The sequence below is a fragment of the Streptococcus halitosis genome, assembly GCF_027691175.1.
Taxonomy (GTDB): domain Bacteria; phylum Bacillota; class Bacilli; order Lactobacillales; family Streptococcaceae; genus Streptococcus; species Streptococcus halitosis_A.
The window spans coordinates 32,824-49,007 of sequence record NZ_JAQFBD010000002.1 but is presented as its reverse complement, the minus strand read 5'-3'; the positions used below and the strand labels follow the sequence as shown (position 1 = coordinate 49,007).

Here is a 16,184-nt window from a genome sequence, read left to right as displayed (position 1 = left end):
ATATGCAGAGGAGTTTTCAAAAAAAGTCATTGCTTTCTTGGAGGACTAAGATGGTCAAAACTATTCTGATTACAGGTGCTACTGACGGTATCGGTAAACATTTGGCAAAGAAATTGGCTAGTGAAGGGCATCATGTCATCCTCCATGGTCGAAATCCTCAAAAACTTGAGCTGGCGCTTCAAGAGGTTAGGACCGTTTCCTTGAGAGGCAGAGTTTCTAGCTACCTTGCAGATTTTTCAAAATTAGATGATGTTTATCGATTTGTAGAGGAAATCAAGAGAGAATTTCAAAGTATTGATGTCTTGTTTAACAATGCAGGCCTTTATGCTGGAAAAGAACGAAAAGCGAGTGCTGAAAATGTCGAGTTGACCTTTATGTTATCTGTTCTGGTTCCCTATATTTTAACAACTAAGCTAGGTCCCTTGTTAGAAAAAGCGTCTGACGGCCGTGTCATTAATACTTCTTCCTATATGCATCATTTTGCTAAGGTTAAGGATTTAGACTTTGGATTTGAGACGAACTACAATCCTGGTTTGGCCTACAATAATTCCAAACTTTACACTATTTGGATGACACGCTATCTAGCAAGGGATTTCTTTTTAAGAGGTTCAAATATCACCATCAATTCTTACCATCCTGGCTTAATTTCAACAAACTTAGGGAATTATTCCAGTGATGAAAAGACGAAAAAGTCTCTCTTCGGACGCTTGATGAAGTCATTTTCCAAAAATCTAGACGAGGGAATTGAAACAGGCTACTATCTTACATTATCAGAAGAAATCATTGGTTTGACTGGCTACTATTTTGATGATAAAACTGTCAAAACAGTTTCTGAAAAAGGGTATACACTTGAAAAAGCTCAAGATTTAACCAATTACTGTAATGATAAAATTAAGTTATTTAAACAGAAATATGTTGAGTTTGATTAAAAATTTAATACAAGAGGAAGACTGGACAGGAACTCAATTTCAGGAGAAAACGAAGTAAATCTTCCCACAATAAAACGCATAATATCAAGGTTGTTCAAACTGGATACTGTGCGTTTTTCAGATTTCAAAGACTTTTCCTAGCCACTTTTTTGCTTCTATCTCCCCTTTTTCATGATGTATTTTCGTATAGGTGTTTCAACCATTTGAACGATTTCAAATCCTTCTTTTTGATAGAGGTGCTTGGCTACTTGATTTGCCTCGAAGACATTTAGAGAGATACTGTCTATATCTCTATTTTCAAATGCTAAACTAACAAATTTCCTTAAAGCCTGGCTACCTAAGCCTTGCCCCTGCTTCTGAGGGTTGATAAAAAATCTCCCGATATGAAGATTCCTGTCTTCTAGCCTGATTTTCTGGATAAGCCCCACAAACTCTTGTCCTTCAAAGATTGAAAAGATTCCTTCCAAGTCTTGAAAGACTTGAATTGTCAAGGGGAAAGGAATCATTGGTCCCATCCATTGTTCTTGAAAGGATTTTCCAAGGGAGTTGGACCATTGGCATACGAGCTGAGCGTTTTCTGTGCTCATCTTTTCTTCAAAACGAATTGTCATCTTGACCTCACTATCTTGTCTATGTTTCTTTATTATACTACTTCTACTATTTTTTACGAATAGATAAGTATGATTGATATTTATTTTTTTCTTGTCGGGAGCATTCTCGCTTCCTTTCTTGGTTTGCTCATCGACCGTTTTCCTGAGCAATCCATTATCCAACCTGCTAGTCACTGCGATTCCTGTCAGACTCGCTTGCGTCCCTTAGATTTGATTCCAATTCTCTCGCAGGTCTTCAATCGCTTTCGCTGTCGTTACTGCAAGGCTACTTATCCAGTCTGGTATGCCCTCTTTGAATTAGTCTTAGGGCTCATTTTTCTGCTTTACTATTGGGGATTACTTTCCTTGGGTCAAATCATCCTCATCACTGCTGGCTCAACCTTGGGCATCTACGACTTTCGCCATCAGGAATATCCCTTAATGGTTTGGCTAACTTTCCACCTAATCCTCATGGCTTGCTCTGGTTGGAATCTGGTTATGGTCTTCTTCCTTATCCTTGGAATGTTGGCTCATTTTATCGATATCCGCATGGGCGCAGGGGATTTTCTCTTTCTGGCTTCTTGTTCGCTCGTCTTTAGCGTGACCGAATTACTCATCTTGATTCAGTTCGCTTCTGCGACGGGCATTCTAGCCTTTCTTTCGAAAAAGAAAAAGGAAAGACTTCCTTTTGTGCCTTTCCTCTTACTTGCTGCTTGTTTGGTTATTTTTGGTAAGCTACTGCTTGTTTGATAAATTCCTGAATCGGCTCTCCTTGATGGAGGGCTTTTACAATTTTCGAACCAACGATAACGCCATCTGACACCGCATTGAAGCGTTCTACATCGGCTTGACTAGATACGCCAAAACCTGTCAAGACTGGGATGTCTGCTACTTGATGCAATTGTGCCAAGTGCTTGTCCAAGTCTGCACGGTAATTGCCAGATTTCCCTGTCACCCCATTGATGGCAACTGCATAGACGAATCCTTCTGCCCCATCAATCAACTCTTTCTGGCGCTCAATTCCTGTCGTCAAACTAACTAGGGGAATTAAAGCCATATCTGTGTCTGCCAAAAATGGTTCTACAAAGTTAGCATGTTCATGAGGCAGGTCTGGGATAATCAAGCCCTTCACAGCTGTATCCGCCAAATCTTTAACAAAGTTCTCCACACCGTACTGAAAGAGGGGGTTAAAGTAGGTCATAATGACCAGCGGAATCTCTGTTTCAATGGTTTTCAAGGTTTCAACCAAAGTCTGGGTAGAAGTCCCATGGGCTAAACTGCGCAGGCCAGCTTCTTCTATAACAGGTCCATCTGCAACTGGGTCTGAAAAGGGAATGCCCACTTCAATAGCAGAAACACCCAAATCTTCTAAAAAGTGTATTGTTTCTCCTAGTCCATCCAAACCTTTCTCGTGGTCTCCAGCCATGATATAGGGAACGAAAATTCCTTTTCCAGCTGCTTTTATAGCATTCAATTTTTCTGTTAAAGTCTTAGGCATGCGCTTCTCCCTTCTTTGCTGCATCTGCTTCCAAGCGGTCTTTGACTTGAACCACATCCTTATCTCCACGACCTGATAGACAGACTATCATGGATTTGTCTGGTCCAAGTTCTTTGGCCAATTTCACTGCAAAAGCGATGGCATGGCTAGATTCCAAGGCTGGGATAATCCCTTCCACACGAGACAAGAGTTGGAATCCTTCCAAGGCTTCATCGTCTGTCACAGGAACATAGCTGGCACGTTTAATATCGTGGTAGTGAGAATGTTCTGGACCGATACCAGGATAGTCCAAACCTGCTGAGATAGAGAAGGCTTCAAGAATTTGACCATGCGCATCTTGGAGCACATCCATAAGAGAACCATGGAGAACACCTGGACGTCCCTTGGTCAAGGTCGCTGCGTGATGCTCTGTATCTACACCAAGTCCAGCTGCTTCAGCACCATACATGGCTACTGACTCATCTTCTACAAAGGGATGGAAGAGTCCGATAGCATTAGAACCACCACCAACACAAGCTACTAGGGCATCTGGTAAATCTTGGCCGGTCAAGTCACGGTACTGTTGTTTAGCCTCTCGCCCGATGACACTTTGGAAGTCACGAACAATTTCTGGGAAAGGATGAGGCCCCAAGGCAGAACCAAGGATATAGTGGGTATCATCGATATTTGTCACCCATGAACGAAGGGCTGCATTGACCGCATCCTTAAGCACGCGCGAACCATCTGTCACGGCCTCAACCTTAGCTCCCAAAAGCTCCATTCGGAACACATTAAGGGCTTGACGTTTAACATCCTCTTCACCCATATAGATGGTACATTCCATGTTGAAGAGTGCCGCAGCTGTTGCAGTTGCTACACCGTGCTGACCAGCACCTGTTTCTGCGATAATTTTCTTTTTACCCATGCGTTTAGCAAGCAAAACTTGTCCCAAGGCATTGTTAATCTTGTGGGCCCCTGTATGGTTAAGGTCTTCCCGTTTGAGGTAAATCTTGGCTCCGCCGATATGTTGGGTCAAGTTTTTTGCGTAGTAAAGAGGCGTTTCACGACCTACATACTGGCGCAAGAGTTGGTTTAATTCCTCTTGGAAACTGGGGTCTGCCTGACTTTCACGGTAGGCTTTTTCCAACTCCAAAACTGCTGTCATCAATGTTTCTGGGACGAAACGTCCGCCGAATTTTCCGTAAAATCCATCTTTATTTGGTTCTTGATATGCCATGCTTTACCCTCTCTATAAATCTTCTAATCTTTTCATGATCCTTTTGTCCATCTGTCTCCACTCCGCTTGATACATCTACTGCATAGGGAGTAAAGTGTTGAATTGCTTGTACTACATTGTCTTCATTAAGGCCACCTGCGATAAAGAAGGGCTGCGCTAGTCCTGTCGTATCCAGTTGACCCCAATCAAAGGTCTGGCCACTCCCTGCTACAGGGGCATCAAAGAGTAGATAGTCTGCCTGAGAATTGGGTACATGACCCTCTCCATCGACTTGAACAGCCTGAATGCTGGCACAAGGCAAATCCTCAAACAAACCATCTGCTACCTGACCATGAACTTGTACCAAGTCCAAGCCAACTTTGTCAATCGCTTCTAGCAGTTGAGCCCGACTTGGTGAAACAAATACACCAACCTTTTTGACATCTGCAGGAATAAGCTTTGCCAACTCAGCAGCCTGATCCAAGGTCACCTGTCTTTTACTAGGTGCAAAGACAAAACCGATGTAGTCTGCTCCTGCTGATACGGCTGTTTCCACCGCTTCTTTAGTAGATAATCCGCAAATTTTAACCTTTGTCAATCTGCAACTCCTTGATTCTCTGGGCTACATCTTCTGCCTGCATGAGAGCTGTCCCAACTAAAATTCCGTTAAAGTATGGCGCTACTCGTTCCGCATCCTGCCCTGTGAAAATAGCAGATTCAGAAATGTACAAGAAATCATCTTTGAAATGTTTAGCCAAATCTACACTGGTCTGCAAGTCAACTTCAAAGGTGGTCAAGTTGCGATTATTGACCCCAATAATCTGGGCACCAAGTCTCTGAGCTACCTCTAGTTCAGCTAGATTGTGAGTTTCCACCAAGACTTCCAGACCTAACTCTGTCGCGTAGTCGTAAAGTTCCTTGAGGCGTTCTTCTGACAAGGCAGCCACGATGAGCAGGATAACTGTTGCACCGGCATTGCGAGCACGGATGATTTGCTTTTCATCGATGATAAAGTCCTTGTTCAGCGTCGGAATTCCTACCTGACTGGAAATCTCACGCAAATAATCCAAATGTCCTTTAAAGAAAACCTCATCTGTCAAAACTGAAATCATCACTGCTCCATTTGCTTCATAAGTCTGGGCCTGTTGCACAATATCCACATCGAGATTGATATCTCCCAGACTAGGGCTAGCCTTCTTGACCTCAGCGATTACCTGCAAACGGTCTTGATGTTTTTTTAAATAGTCAGCTAAGCGATAGGTCTTGCGCAAGGGCTGGACTTCCTCCAGCTCCATTTGCTCGACTTCACGCGCCTTCTGCTCTAAGATTCGTGCTAAAAATTCCTGACTCATTTTTGGTACTCCTGTAACAGTCTGAGTTTTTCAAGGGCCTGGCCACTAGCAATCACTTGACGGGCCAAGGCAACTCCTTCCTTGATACTATCAACCTTACCATTAGCATAGAAACCAAGACCAGCATTCAAGATTGTCGTTTCCAAGAATGGACTTGGTTCGTTTTGAAGAACGCTAAGCAAGATTTCTGCATTTTCCTGAGCATTTCCTCCTCGAATGTCTTCGATAGCGTAGCGTTCCATCCCCAAATCCTCTGGAGTGAAGCTTGACAAGGTGATTTCGCCATTTTCAAGAAGAGCAATCTTGGTTGTTCCGTTCAAGCCAGCTTCATCTAGCCCTTCTGGTCCAGCAACCACGATGGCACGTTTGCGGCCCATATTTTTCAAAACCTGAGCGGTACTTTCTAGCAGTTCTGGACGACTAATGCCAAGCAACTGTGTTTCCAAGGCCATTGGGTGAATCAGTGGACCAGTCAAGTTCATGATTGTTGGAATTCCCAATTCCAAACGTGCTGGCATGATGTATTTCATAGCTGGGTGCATATTTTTAGCAAAGAGAAAGACGATGCCAGTTTTATCAAAGACCTTACCTAGTTCAGCTGGTTTGAGGTCAAGATTGATGCCCAAGGCTTGAAGGACATCTGCAGAACCCGATTTAGAAGAAATCGAGCGGTTACCGTGCTTGGCCATATGAATGCCACCACCAGCCAAGACAAAGGCTGCAGTTGTCGAAATGTTAAAGCTGAAGGACTTGTCTCCACCAGTACCACAGTTGTCCATGGCATCATGTATCTCAGTTGGAATGTGTTGGGCATGTCCTCTCATGACTTGTGCAATGGCTGTGCGCTCTTCAGGTGTTTCCCCCTTCATCTTAAGGGCTAAAAGAAGAGAAGCAATCTGCGCTTCGGTTACACGTCCAGTCACGATACGCTCGATGACATCCGTCATTTCCACTCCTGATAAATGTTCAAATTTTGCTAGTTTTTCAATAATCTCTTTCATCCTAGTTTCCTCACTTTACAACCTTCTCGATAAAATTCCGAATAGAAGACAAGCCATCTGGCGTTCCGATACTTTCTGGATGGTACTGGAAGCCATAAATCGGCAGGCTTTTGTGTTGAATTCCCATAATAGCTTGGTCATCAGTTGAACGAGCTGTCACTACAAAGCCTTCTGGCATTTCTTCAATTAAAATACTGTGATAACGCATGACTGGACGACCATCCTCAATGCCTTGATAGAGAACAGATGGCGCTTCAAAGTTGATATGGCTCTGTTTCCCATGCATGACTTTTGGAGCCAAACCTAGCTTTCCACCAAAGACTTCTGCGATGGCTTGGTGCCCCAAACAAATCCCTAGAATCGGCTTCTTGCCTGCAAAGTCACGAATCATGTCTTCCATCTTTCCGGCATCCACTGGCCAACCTGGACCAGGAGAAAAGACCAGACCATCTGCTTTTTCAGCTTCTTCATACAGTTTAGGATCATCATTTCTCAAGACCTGTACTTCCGCAAAATTCCCAATGTACTGCGCCAAGTTATAGGTAAAAGAATCATAGTTATCAATCAATAAAATCATGGTCTTAGTTCTCCAATTCTAGTCATAGATTTAGCCTTGTTAATGGTTTCTTGGTATTCATTTTGGGCGATAGAATCATAGACAATCCCTGCCCCAGCCTGCACATAGGCTGTTTGATTCTTGATAATCATAGTTCGGATGGCAATGGCGAAATCCATATCTCCCGTCGCAGACAAGTAGCCGATTGCTCCTGCGTATACGCCACGTTTTTCTGTTTCCAGTTCATAGATTCGTCTCATGGCCCGAATCTTTGGTGCTCCTGAAACTGTTCCAGCTGGCAGTGTGGCTTTCAAGGCATCCATGGCAGTGAGTTCGGGAAGCAAACGCCCTTTCACAACACTGGTCAAATGCATAACATAGCGGAAGAGCTCCACTTCCATATACTTGGTGACTTGAACACTTGCCGTTTCAGAGATGCGACCGATATCATTACGTCCCAAATCTACTAACATCCGATGTTCTGCTGTTTCCTTCTCATCAGAAAGCAGGTCTGTCGCCAAGGCCTTGTCCCCTTCATCTGTAGCTCCTCTTGGTCGAGTACCGGCAATCGGATTGGTTGTCACGATACCATTTTTGACAGAAACCAAACTTTCAGGACTAGCACCGATGATTTGATAATCACCAAAGTCATAGAAATAGAGGTAATTAGATGGATTGGTCACGCGAAGATTTCTGTAGAAGTCAAATGGATTTCCAGTAACTTCTGCTGAGAAACGTTGACTGAGCACGCATTGGAACATATCACCATTACGAATCAAGCCACGAGCGGTTTCCACCATTTGCTCAAACTTCTGAGGAGCGATATGGGGTTTGAAGTCTAACGGAGATAGATCCAAGTCTTCAAATTCATTTGAAGCAGGAATGCGTAATTCCTCCAGCACTTGCTTCAAGGCTCCTTTCAAGGCCTCTTGACTACGCTCACTATAGAGAGCATCCTCGATGACATGGATTTTTTCCTTCTTGTGGTCAAAGACCATGTAGCTCTCATAGACAAAGAAATGCATGTCCGGCGTTCCAATGGTATCCTCAGGGATTTGACCAATTTCTTCATAAAGAGAAATCATATCGTAACCCACAAAGCCAATGGCTCCCCCACCAAAAGGGAGGTCTGAATGGTGTTGGCTCTTATGAGTCACTTCATAAAGGAAATCCAGGGGATCACGATCAATCACTTGCCCATTTTGATAAAGAACCCCATTTTCAAACTGAATCTCAAAAACTGGATTATAGGCTAGGATAGAAAAACGAGCGGTTTCCTTGTCTCTCGGAATACTTTCTAAGATCACCTTGTGTTGTCCTTTTAAGCGCATATAAGCCAAGATTGGTGATAAGACATCACCATGAATGATTCGTTCCATTGTAATTTCCCTTTCAGTTTCTTATTTTTAATTTTTTGTCTTTTTTCTATTTCCCTTAAATAGTGCGGACGGGAGCAACTTTCTCCGAAATTTCATCCCTAATTTTCGAGCCTTAGGTCTCAAAAATTCCGTTCTAGATAAGCATCTTTGCTTCTCTAGAATACCACTATGGCGGGAAATAGCGGTTCAATGCTCACTTCGTTCACCAATATTTTATAGAAATCTATCTATTGATGAAGTATAGTTTAAAACTGGTGACCATATCTACGATAAATATATAAAAATCCCCACGCAAAATAACTTGCGTGAGGACGAAATTCGCGGTGCCACCTCAATTATAGGATTTCTCCTATCTCTCATTCCTGTCTCAGATACCTCCTGTAACAGGCTGTGCGATAAAGGGCACTCCCTTGAGAATTATGTTTTCTTCTCTCGTTTCAGATGGACCCAATCTTACAGCTTTCTCTGCTTGTTTCCAGCAACCACAAGCTCTCTGGGAAAGAAATAACTATAATTTTTCCATCTATTATTTTTTAGCTTCTAGGTAGTCTGCAATCGCAGCTACGTCCTTGTCTCCACGACCAGAGACATTGATGATGATAATCTCATCTTTACTTAGTTTCGGTGCACGTTTTACCGCTTCTGCGATCGCGTGCGAACTTTCGATCGCTGGGATAATCCCTTCAGTCTTGCTGAGAAGGAGCAAGGCTTGAACAGCTTCTTCATCTGTCGCTGCTACGTATTCCACGCGACCTGAATCTTTAAAGTAGGCGTGTTCTGGGCCAACTCCTGGATAGTCCAAACCAGCTGAGATAGAGTAAACTGGCGCTAGCTCTCCATCTTCCTTAAAGACTGCATAAGTCTTCATACCGTCGACAATTCCGACACTACCTTTTGTCATAGTGGCTGCGTGCTTGTCTGTGTCAAGTCCATGACCGGCAGCTTCGACCCCAACCAATTTGACTTCTTCATCAGCCACATACTGTGAAAAAGCACCGATGGCATTGGAACCACCACCTACACAGGCAATGACGTAGTCTGGTAAACGGCCTTCTTTTTCCAAGATTTGACGGCGAGATTCTTCACTGATGACCTTTTGGAATTCATGAACAATGGTAGGATAAGGATGAGGGCCTACAGCAGATCCCAAAACGTAGAAAGCTTCAAGGTCATTCATCCATGCTCCAAAGGCTGCATCAACCGCATCCTTAAGAGTTCGGGTCCCCGTTTCAACTGCATGAACGGTCGCTCCCATCATCTCCATACGGAAAACATTGAGACGTTGACGCTCCACATCTTCTGCCCCCATGTAGACATCACAGGCCATACCAAACTTGGCTGCAGCAGCTGCTGTCGCAACACCGTGCTGACCAGCTCCTGTTTCTGCGATCACTCGTTTTTTGCCCATACGTTTGGCAAGAAGGATTTGACCTAGAACATTGTTGAGCTTGTGAGAACCCAGATGATTAAGATCTTCGCGCTTGAGATAAATCTTAGCTCCACCTAGGTGGTCTGTCAAACTTTCCGCAAAATAGAGTGGTGTTTCGCGACCAGAATAATCCTTCAAGTAATGGCGAAATTCTGCCAAAAATTCTGGATCATCCTTGTATTTGTCAAATGTCACTTCCAACTCATCCAACAAAGCCTGAATCGGCTCCGGTACAAAACTACCACCAAATTGTCCAAAATAACCTTTAGTTGTCATAAATTTTTCCTCTTTCAGTATTGATTTCAAGATATGAAAAAAGCCCACACACAGAATCGACTTCCATGTGAGGGCGTTGGTAACGCGGTGCCACCTCAATTATAAAGGGACTATTCCCCTTTACATCTCTGCCTTGTCTAACAACAAGTTGCACTATAAGGTGTGCGCACCGAATTTTCATTGTTTCAAATTCATTTTTTAAATCAGCCCACTTTCACTACTTCCAACCACCTGTTCACAATCACCACAGGCTCCCTGAAGATCAAAAATAACTACTTTTCTGATTTATTGAGAATATTATATGTTATTGTTCTATCCTTGTCAAGATTTTTTTATGATTTTTTTCCAGAACCGAGGATTTCTTCGGAAATTCTCACCAAAGTCTGAACGATGTAATCAACTTCTTCATCACTTAATTTTGTATGAAGAGGAAGGGTAATTTCATTTTCAAAGAAGGCATAGGCTCTTGGATAATCTGCCATATCAAAACCAAGATTCTTATAAGCTGTCAAGAGAGGAAGCGGTTTGTAGTGTACATTACTTGCAATTCCTGCTTTGGCCAATTCTTGGATAATACGATTACGCTCTTCTAGACTAGCACCTTCTACATGGGTGATGTAGAGGTGACGACAAGATTCGACAGTATCAGTCTTGTGTGCCAGTGGGTGAATACGAGTACCCGCAAAGCCACGATTATAGCGATCCACGATGTCCTTACGACGTTGTAGCAAACCAGGGTAACGATCCAATTGTACCAAACCTATCGAAGCCATGATATCCGTCATGTTGCACTTATAGGCTGGTGTTACGATATCGTACTCCCATGAACCCAATTGCATCTTAGCAAGAGCATCCTTAGTCTGACCATGAAGGGAAAGGATTTGGAATTCCTTGTACATTTCTTCGTCGTCAATCGCTGGATTGGCCTTCCAAGTCGCACTTCCTCCCTCAGCCGTTGTAAAGTTTTTAACGGCATGGAATGAGAAGGAAGTAAAGTCAGCGATAGAGCCCGCAGGGTGTCCTTTATAAGTTGATCCCAAAGCATGGGCACTATCAGAGACAAGCACAATACGGTTAAAGACCTTTTGCCACTTACTTGAAGCAGTAAAGAGATCGCGTTTCTTCTCCACAATTTGGAACAAACGGTCATAGTTGCAAACAATCCCTGCAAGGTCTACTGGGATGATCACCTTAGTTTTCTCAGTGATAGCTTGCTCAAGAAGGTCATAGTCCATCTCAAACGTATCTGCTTGGATATCCACCATGACAGGTGTTGCTCCTACGTGTGTGATGACACTACATGAAGCTGTATAGGTCATAGCTGGAACGATGACTTCATCACCTGGTCCCACTTCCAAAACACGTAAAATCAACTCAAGAGCGGCTGTAGCAGAGTTGAGGCAGACAGTCTTAGGTGTCTGTGTGTATTGAGACAAGCGACGCTCCAGTTCTTTTGTCTTAGGACCTGTTGTGATCCAACCAGAACGAAGGGTATCCGCTACTTCAGCGATTTCAGCTTCGGTAATATCGGGTGGTGAAAATGGAATATTGTAATTTGGCATTGATTTGCTCCTTTTATCTGTACTCATTTTCTCATGACTACTTTATTTTAGTACCTCAAACACGGTTTGAAACATGATTTTGATGTCTCCAAGGAAACTAAATTCTCGGAGATAGGCGAGATTATAGCGCATCTTTTCAGGAAGGACATGTTCGACATAGGCCTGGTCAACTGACAGACCTTTCTCCGTCATTTGACTGATGATGGTGTCCTCATCCTTGTAGTTGATGCTGGCTAGAGAGGTGATTCCTGCTGGCAAGAGCAAGGTCGCCATCATTTCAGGGCTATACTGCTCGGTGTAGCGTGGCACCTCAGGTCGTGTCCCAACAAAGGACATCTCGCCTTTAAGGACATTGACTAGCTGAGGTAGTTCGTCCAAACGCACACGGCGGATGAAATTCCCCACTTTGGTAATGCGGCTGTCGTTAGCAGAAGTCACCAGACTTCCTTTTTTATCCGCATCCGTCACCATAGTACGGAACTTCCAAATCTTGAACGGACGGTTGTACTGGGTCACGCGCTCTTGCTTGTAAATGACTGGTCCCTTGCTATCCAACTTGATCCAAATGCTCAAGATAAGAAAGATGGGAGAAGTCAAAACTAGCAAAAACAGGGCCAGAACCCAGTCCAGGCAACGCTTGAAAATCAGCGAACCCTTCCTTTTAGAGACAAGCTGGTAGTAGGACTCAACCTCGCTTGATTGCATTTCCACGGGCAAGTCTTCCCATTTCAGCATGCTGTTTCTCCTTTGTTTTTATTATACTATTTGTCAACATTTTTCATTATACCACAAAATGGAAAAGGCGGTGCAAGAAATCTGTAATTTAAAGGATTTCCTTCTGATGTTCAATGAAAATCAAAGTACAGCTTTGAGGTTGCAGATAAATCTGACATGGTTTGAAGAGATTTTCAAAGAGTATTAGGACATGGCCCCTGCCTGCAAACTATACATCTTGTGATAGGTTCCTCCCAAGGCCAAGAGTTCCTCATGGGTTCCACTCTCAATGATGCGTCCCTTGTCCAAAACATAAATGCAGTTGGCGTCCTGGATGGTCGAAAGACGATGAGCGATGGCAATGGTTGTCCGCCCCTGTCTCATCTTAGCTAGGGAATCTTGAACCAAACTTTCTGTTTCAGAGTCAATATTGGCTGTCGCTTCATCCAAAATCAAGATTTTAGGCTGACTAGCAACTGTTCTAGCAAAGGCAAGAAGCTGACGCTGGCCAGTAGAAAAGCTCGAACCACGCTCAGAAACGGGGGCATCATAGCCCTGCGGAAGGTCCTGAATAAAGGAATCTGCATCAACAAAGGCAGCCGCAGCCTGGACCTCTTCATCACTAATGTCTTGATACATGGCAATATTGGACTTGATGGTTCCATGATAGAGGAAGGGATCCTGTAAGACTAGACCGATGTTCTTTCTCAGCTCTTCCTGACTGTAGTTCCTGATATCCACATCATCCAAGAGAACGCGGCCTGACTGAAATTCATAAAAGCGCATGAGGACATTGATAATGGAAGATTTCCCGGAACCTGTATGACCTACAAAGGCAATGGTTTCGCCCTTCTTAACTGAAAAGGAAATATCATCCAGAATCGGATGTTTGCCATCATATGAGAAACACACATGTTCAAAACGGATATTGCCTTCTTGAACTTTGGCTTTCCCATCTTCTTGAAGAGGCTCATAGGTTGTCTCATCAATCAAAGCAAAGACACGGCCTGCAGACACCATGGAAGTTTGAAGGGTTGAAAAGTTTTGCGTCACCTCAATCAAGGGATCAAAAAGACGATTGATATACTGGATAAAGGCATACATAGTTCCGGCCGTTATCCCGATAGAAAGACCACGATAGCCAAAGTAGGCCATCAAAACGGCATATCCTAGGAGTTTCAGCAAACTCATGGCAGGGCGCAAGAAGAGGGCATCCAAGGCTACAGAACGGTTGGCGTAGACCAAGTGTTCTTGGTTGATCTCATCAAATTCTGCCTGCAGACGCTTCTCTTGATTAAAGGCCTGGATAATCCTAATTCCCTCGATATTCTCTGCCAGCTTACTATTGATATCCGACAAGAGACTTCTGGTTTTTTCGATGATTTTGACTGATTTTTTCCGATAGAGATTGACCAAAAGGAAAATCAAGGGGAGAAAGAGCAAGACTAAAGCTGTCAAACGAAAATCCAGCACCAACATGGTATACAGAGTTGTCAGAAAGATGAAAACTGCTGAAATAAAGCTGGATAAAATTCCCGAAAACATATCACTGATGGTCTCGGTATCATTTGTCAAACGAGAAACGATGGAGCCTGCTGGCGTCTTATCAAAATAAGACATGCCCAGTTTCTCCATATTGGCAAAGGCATCCCGACGAATATCTCTGACAATACTGTAGGACACCCGCGCAAAGAGAAGATTGCCAACATACTGGACCAGAGTTTGCAGGATATAGAGGCCATAGTAGGCTAATAAAACTGTAATAGCAAACTGATTGAGATTGCTGAGGTACTGGTCGATAAAGTGGGAAGCCACAAGGGGAATGACACTTTTAATGACCGTAGTCGCAAGGAGAAAACTGAGTGCCAAAAAGGTCAGGAGGCCATAGGGCTTGAGATAGGACATCAAGCGCGTCAATACAGCCCATTGTTCTTGCTTATTCTGCATCTTCTTCTCCTTTCATTTCCAACTGCTGAGACTGGTAGGTTTGGGCATACCAGCCATCCAGGGCAAGCAGTTCTTCGTGCGTACCTCGTTCGATAATCTGTCCATTTTGCAGAACTAAAATCAAATCTGCATGGACAACCGCACTGAGACGATGTGCTGTAATAATGGTTGTCTTATCCTTCCGCGTCTCCTTGAGATTGTCGATGATCGCATACTCTGTCTTGGCATCCACGGCTGACAAGGAATCATCTAGAATTAAGATATCAGGATCTAAAATCATAGCCCGACTCATGGCCAGACGCTGCTTTTGACCACCAGAAAGACTGACTCCTTTTTCACCGATAACTGTATCAAATCCCTGAGACATGTCTACAATATCTTGGTAAACTTGTGCTAGCTTGGTCGCTTCCTCAACTGCTGAAAGGGGGAAGTTAGGATTGCCGAAGCGGATATTGTCTAAGATAGAGGTCGCAAAGAGAAACTGATCCTGAGGGACATAGCCCATGAGACTGCGAAGGTCTGTCAGACGATAGTCCCGAATATCATGACCGTTTAGATAAATAGCTCCCTTATCCACATCGTATTCTCGCAAGAGAAGTTTAATCAAGGACGTTTTCCCAGAGCCTGTCTGCCCGACTAAGCCTAGGGTTTGCCCTTTTTCCAGACTAAAGTGAACATCCGTCAGTGTCTCCTCATTTTCAAAGGCAAAGCTGTCAATGGCGTACTCCAAACGTCCATTTTCGATACTGTCCAGAGGACATTCAGGATCTTTTACAGGTGATTCCTGAGATAAAAGATCCTCAATCCGCTGATAAGAAACCTTTCCTCGCTGAGTAATATTAAAGAGGAAACCAATAGCCATAAGAGGCCAGACCAACATATCCAAATAACTGATAAAGGTGACCAGATTCCCAACTGTAATCTGCCCCTCCTGCACCATTAAGGAACCGACCAAGAGGGTTAAAACATAGGATGAACCAACAAACAAGAGAACCATGGGGTCAAAGAGACTGTCGTATTTCATGGTTTGGAGATTCTTCTGGAAGGTCAATTCATTTACTTCCTGAAAAGATGCCAATTCATCAGACTGATAACCGAAAGACTTGGTCACTTTAATACCCGATACAGACTCCTGCACCTTGTTATTGAGTTCGGAAAAGGCAGCCTGTGATTCGCCAAAAGCCTTGTGAGTCTTTCTCCCTAGACGACTAGTCGCATAAGCCATGAAAGGCAGGGGTAGAATGGCAACCAAGGTCATTTGCCATGAGATGCTAAAAAGCATGGTCATCAAGGTTACTAGCGCCGTGATGGAAGCATCCACTGCTGACATGACTCCTCCACCTGCAAGACGAGTTAGGGCATTGATATCATTGGTAGCGTGTGCCATCAAGTCCCCCGTCCGATAGGTCTGATAAAAGGCTGGCGACATCTTAGTAAAATGCTCAAACAAGCGAGAGCGCATAATCTGCCCCAGACGGTAGGAAGTCCCAAGGATATACATGCGCCAAACATAGCGCAGATAGTACATCCCAAAGGCTGCCAGCAGTAGATAAAATAGATTAAGAAGGAGGTTCTGCTGGCTTAATTGTCCCCCAGTGATGGCGTCAATCACCCGCCCCATAACCATGGGGGGAATAAGATTAAGGACGGAAACCAAGACCAGGGCCACAATTCCGACTAGATAACGGCGCTTTTCTAATTTGAAAAACCACCAGAGTTTTTGAATAATGGACATAAACTCCCTTTCTGATTGCAA

The 16,184-nt window shown here is 43.8% G+C and carries 15 protein-coding genes and 1 other annotated feature; of the genes, 2 read left to right on the top strand and 13 right to left on the bottom strand.

What is annotated here, in order from left to right; translation table 11 throughout:
• Positions 1–50: 50 nt before the first annotated feature.
• Positions 51–929 carry an SDR family NAD(P)-dependent oxidoreductase gene (locus PG086_RS06845; protein WP_033584329.1) on the top strand — a complete coding sequence of 293 codons (879 nt, stop codon included), beginning with the start codon at positions 51–53 and terminating at the stop codon, positions 927–929.
• A gap of 155 nt (positions 930–1,084) precedes the next feature.
• On the opposite strand, the gene PG086_RS06840 is transcribed toward PG086_RS06845, so the two are convergent.
• Positions 1,085–1,540, bottom strand: a complete 456-nt coding sequence (locus PG086_RS06840) for a GNAT family N-acetyltransferase (RefSeq protein WP_270748310.1) — start codon at positions 1,538–1,540, stop codon at positions 1,085–1,087.
• A 69-nt stretch (positions 1,541–1,609) separates the two neighbouring features.
• Between PG086_RS06840 and PG086_RS06835 the strand changes: the two genes are divergently transcribed.
• A complete protein-coding gene (locus tag PG086_RS06835; protein WP_270748309.1) occupies positions 1,610–2,269 on the top strand; it encodes a prepilin peptidase in 660 nt (219 codons plus the stop codon).
• Here PG086_RS06835 and trpA read toward each other — a convergent pair.
• The 12 genes from trpA to PG086_RS06775 all read right to left on the bottom strand — a co-directional run bounded on the left by trpA (position 2,241) and on the right by PG086_RS06775 (position 16,163).
• Positions 2,241–3,017, bottom strand: a complete 777-nt coding sequence (trpA, locus tag PG086_RS06830) for a tryptophan synthase subunit alpha (protein WP_270748307.1) — start codon at positions 3,015–3,017, stop codon at positions 2,241–2,243. The genes PG086_RS06835 and trpA overlap by 29 nt on opposite strands.
• On the bottom strand, positions 3,010–4,233 hold the full coding sequence (trpB, locus tag PG086_RS06825; RefSeq protein ID WP_045592546.1) for a tryptophan synthase subunit beta: 1,224 nt from the start codon (positions 4,231–4,233) through the stop codon (positions 3,010–3,012). Before trpB (PG086_RS06825) ends, trpA begins: the two co-directional genes overlap by 8 nt.
• Positions 4,211–4,810 (bottom strand): phosphoribosylanthranilate isomerase, encoded by a 600-nt coding sequence (locus PG086_RS06820; RefSeq protein WP_270748305.1) that lies wholly within the window; start codon positions 4,808–4,810, stop codon positions 4,211–4,213. Before PG086_RS06820 ends, trpB (PG086_RS06825) begins: the two co-directional genes overlap by 23 nt.
• Positions 4,797–5,564, bottom strand: a complete 768-nt coding sequence (trpC, locus tag PG086_RS06815; RefSeq protein ID WP_270748304.1) for an indole-3-glycerol phosphate synthase TrpC — start codon at positions 5,562–5,564, stop codon at positions 4,797–4,799. Before trpC ends, PG086_RS06820 begins: the two co-directional genes overlap by 14 nt.
• The gene (gene trpD / locus PG086_RS06810) at positions 5,561–6,565 is read right to left on the bottom strand and encodes an anthranilate phosphoribosyltransferase (RefSeq protein WP_212576529.1); all 1,005 of its coding nucleotides are present in this window, start codon (positions 6,563–6,565) and stop codon (positions 5,561–5,563) included. The genes trpC and trpD overlap by 4 nt, the downstream gene beginning before the upstream one ends.
• A gap of 10 nt (positions 6,566–6,575) precedes the next feature.
• Positions 6,576–7,142, bottom strand: coding sequence for an aminodeoxychorismate/anthranilate synthase component II (locus tag PG086_RS06805; protein WP_268704910.1), 567 nt, complete (start codon positions 7,140–7,142; stop codon positions 6,576–6,578).
• The gene (gene trpE, locus PG086_RS06800) at positions 7,139–8,500 is read right to left on the bottom strand and encodes an anthranilate synthase component I (RefSeq protein WP_270748296.1); all 1,362 of its coding nucleotides are present in this window, start codon (positions 8,498–8,500) and stop codon (positions 7,139–7,141) included. The genes PG086_RS06805 and trpE overlap by 4 nt, the downstream gene beginning before the upstream one ends.
• Before the next feature lie 304 nt (positions 8,501–8,804).
• Positions 8,805–9,036: a binding site (T-box leader), on the bottom strand.
• Positions 9,027–10,205, bottom strand: coding sequence for a tryptophan synthase subunit beta (gene trpB / locus PG086_RS06795; protein ID WP_045592556.1), 1,179 nt, complete (start codon positions 10,203–10,205; stop codon positions 9,027–9,029). Its footprint overlaps the feature before it by 10 nt.
• A gap of 332 nt (positions 10,206–10,537) precedes the next feature.
• Entirely contained in the window at positions 10,538–11,767 is a 1,230-nt protein-coding gene (locus PG086_RS06790) for a DegT/DnrJ/EryC1/StrS family aminotransferase (protein ID WP_268710916.1), read from the bottom strand.
• Between the two features lie 42 nt (positions 11,768–11,809).
• Positions 11,810–12,502, bottom strand: coding sequence for a sugar transferase (locus tag PG086_RS06785; protein ID WP_270748291.1), 693 nt, complete (start codon positions 12,500–12,502; stop codon positions 11,810–11,812).
• A 183-nt stretch (positions 12,503–12,685) separates the two neighbouring features.
• Entirely contained in the window at positions 12,686–14,428 is a 1,743-nt protein-coding gene (locus PG086_RS06780) for an ABC transporter ATP-binding protein (protein ID WP_167265218.1), read from the bottom strand.
• Entirely contained in the window at positions 14,418–16,163 is a 1,746-nt protein-coding gene (locus PG086_RS06775; RefSeq protein ID WP_270748287.1) for an ABC transporter ATP-binding protein, read from the bottom strand. Before PG086_RS06775 ends, PG086_RS06780 begins: the two co-directional genes overlap by 11 nt.
• Between the last annotated feature and the right edge of the window lie 21 nt (positions 16,164–16,184).

Bases quoted from the DNA above. Each gene is read 5' to 3' on its own strand.
- PG086_RS06845 (WP_033584329.1), top strand. From the start codon at position 51: ATGGTCAAAACTATTCTGATTACAGGTGCTACTGACGGTATCGGTAAA.
- trpA (WP_270748307.1), bottom strand. From the start codon at position 3,017: ATGCCTAAGACTTTAACAGAAAAATTGAATGCTATAAAAGCAGCTGGA.
- PG086_RS06790 (WP_268710916.1), bottom strand. From the start codon at position 11,767: ATGCCAAATTACAATATTCCATTTTCACCACCCGATATTACCGAAGCT.
- PG086_RS06785 (WP_270748291.1), bottom strand. From the start codon at position 12,502: ATGCTGAAATGGGAAGACTTGCCCGTGGAAATGCAATCAAGCGAGGTT.
- PG086_RS06780 (WP_167265218.1), bottom strand. From the start codon at position 14,428: ATGCAGAATAAGCAAGAACAATGGGCTGTATTGACGCGCTTGATGTCC.
- PG086_RS06835 (WP_270748309.1), top strand. From the start codon at position 1,610: ATGATTGATATTTATTTTTTTCTTGTCGGGAGCATTCTCGCTTCCTTT.
- trpD (WP_212576529.1), bottom strand. From the start codon at position 6,565: ATGAAAGAGATTATTGAAAAACTAGCAAAATTTGAACATTTATCAGGA.
- trpB (WP_045592546.1), bottom strand. From the start codon at position 4,233: ATGGCATATCAAGAACCAAATAAAGATGGATTTTACGGAAAATTCGGC.
- PG086_RS06775 (WP_270748287.1), bottom strand. From the start codon at position 16,163: ATGTCCATTATTCAAAAACTCTGGTGGTTTTTCAAATTAGAAAAGCGC.
- trpC (WP_270748304.1), bottom strand. From the start codon at position 5,564: ATGAGTCAGGAATTTTTAGCACGAATCTTAGAGCAGAAGGCGCGTGAA.
- PG086_RS06805 (WP_268704910.1), bottom strand. From the start codon at position 7,142: ATGATTTTATTGATTGATAACTATGATTCTTTTACCTATAACTTGGCG.
- trpB (WP_045592556.1), bottom strand. From the start codon at position 10,205: ATGACAACTAAAGGTTATTTTGGACAATTTGGTGGTAGTTTTGTACCG.
- PG086_RS06840 (WP_270748310.1), bottom strand. From the start codon at position 1,540: ATGACAATTCGTTTTGAAGAAAAGATGAGCACAGAAAACGCTCAGCTC.
- trpE (WP_270748296.1), bottom strand. From the start codon at position 8,500: ATGGAACGAATCATTCATGGTGATGTCTTATCACCAATCTTGGCTTAT.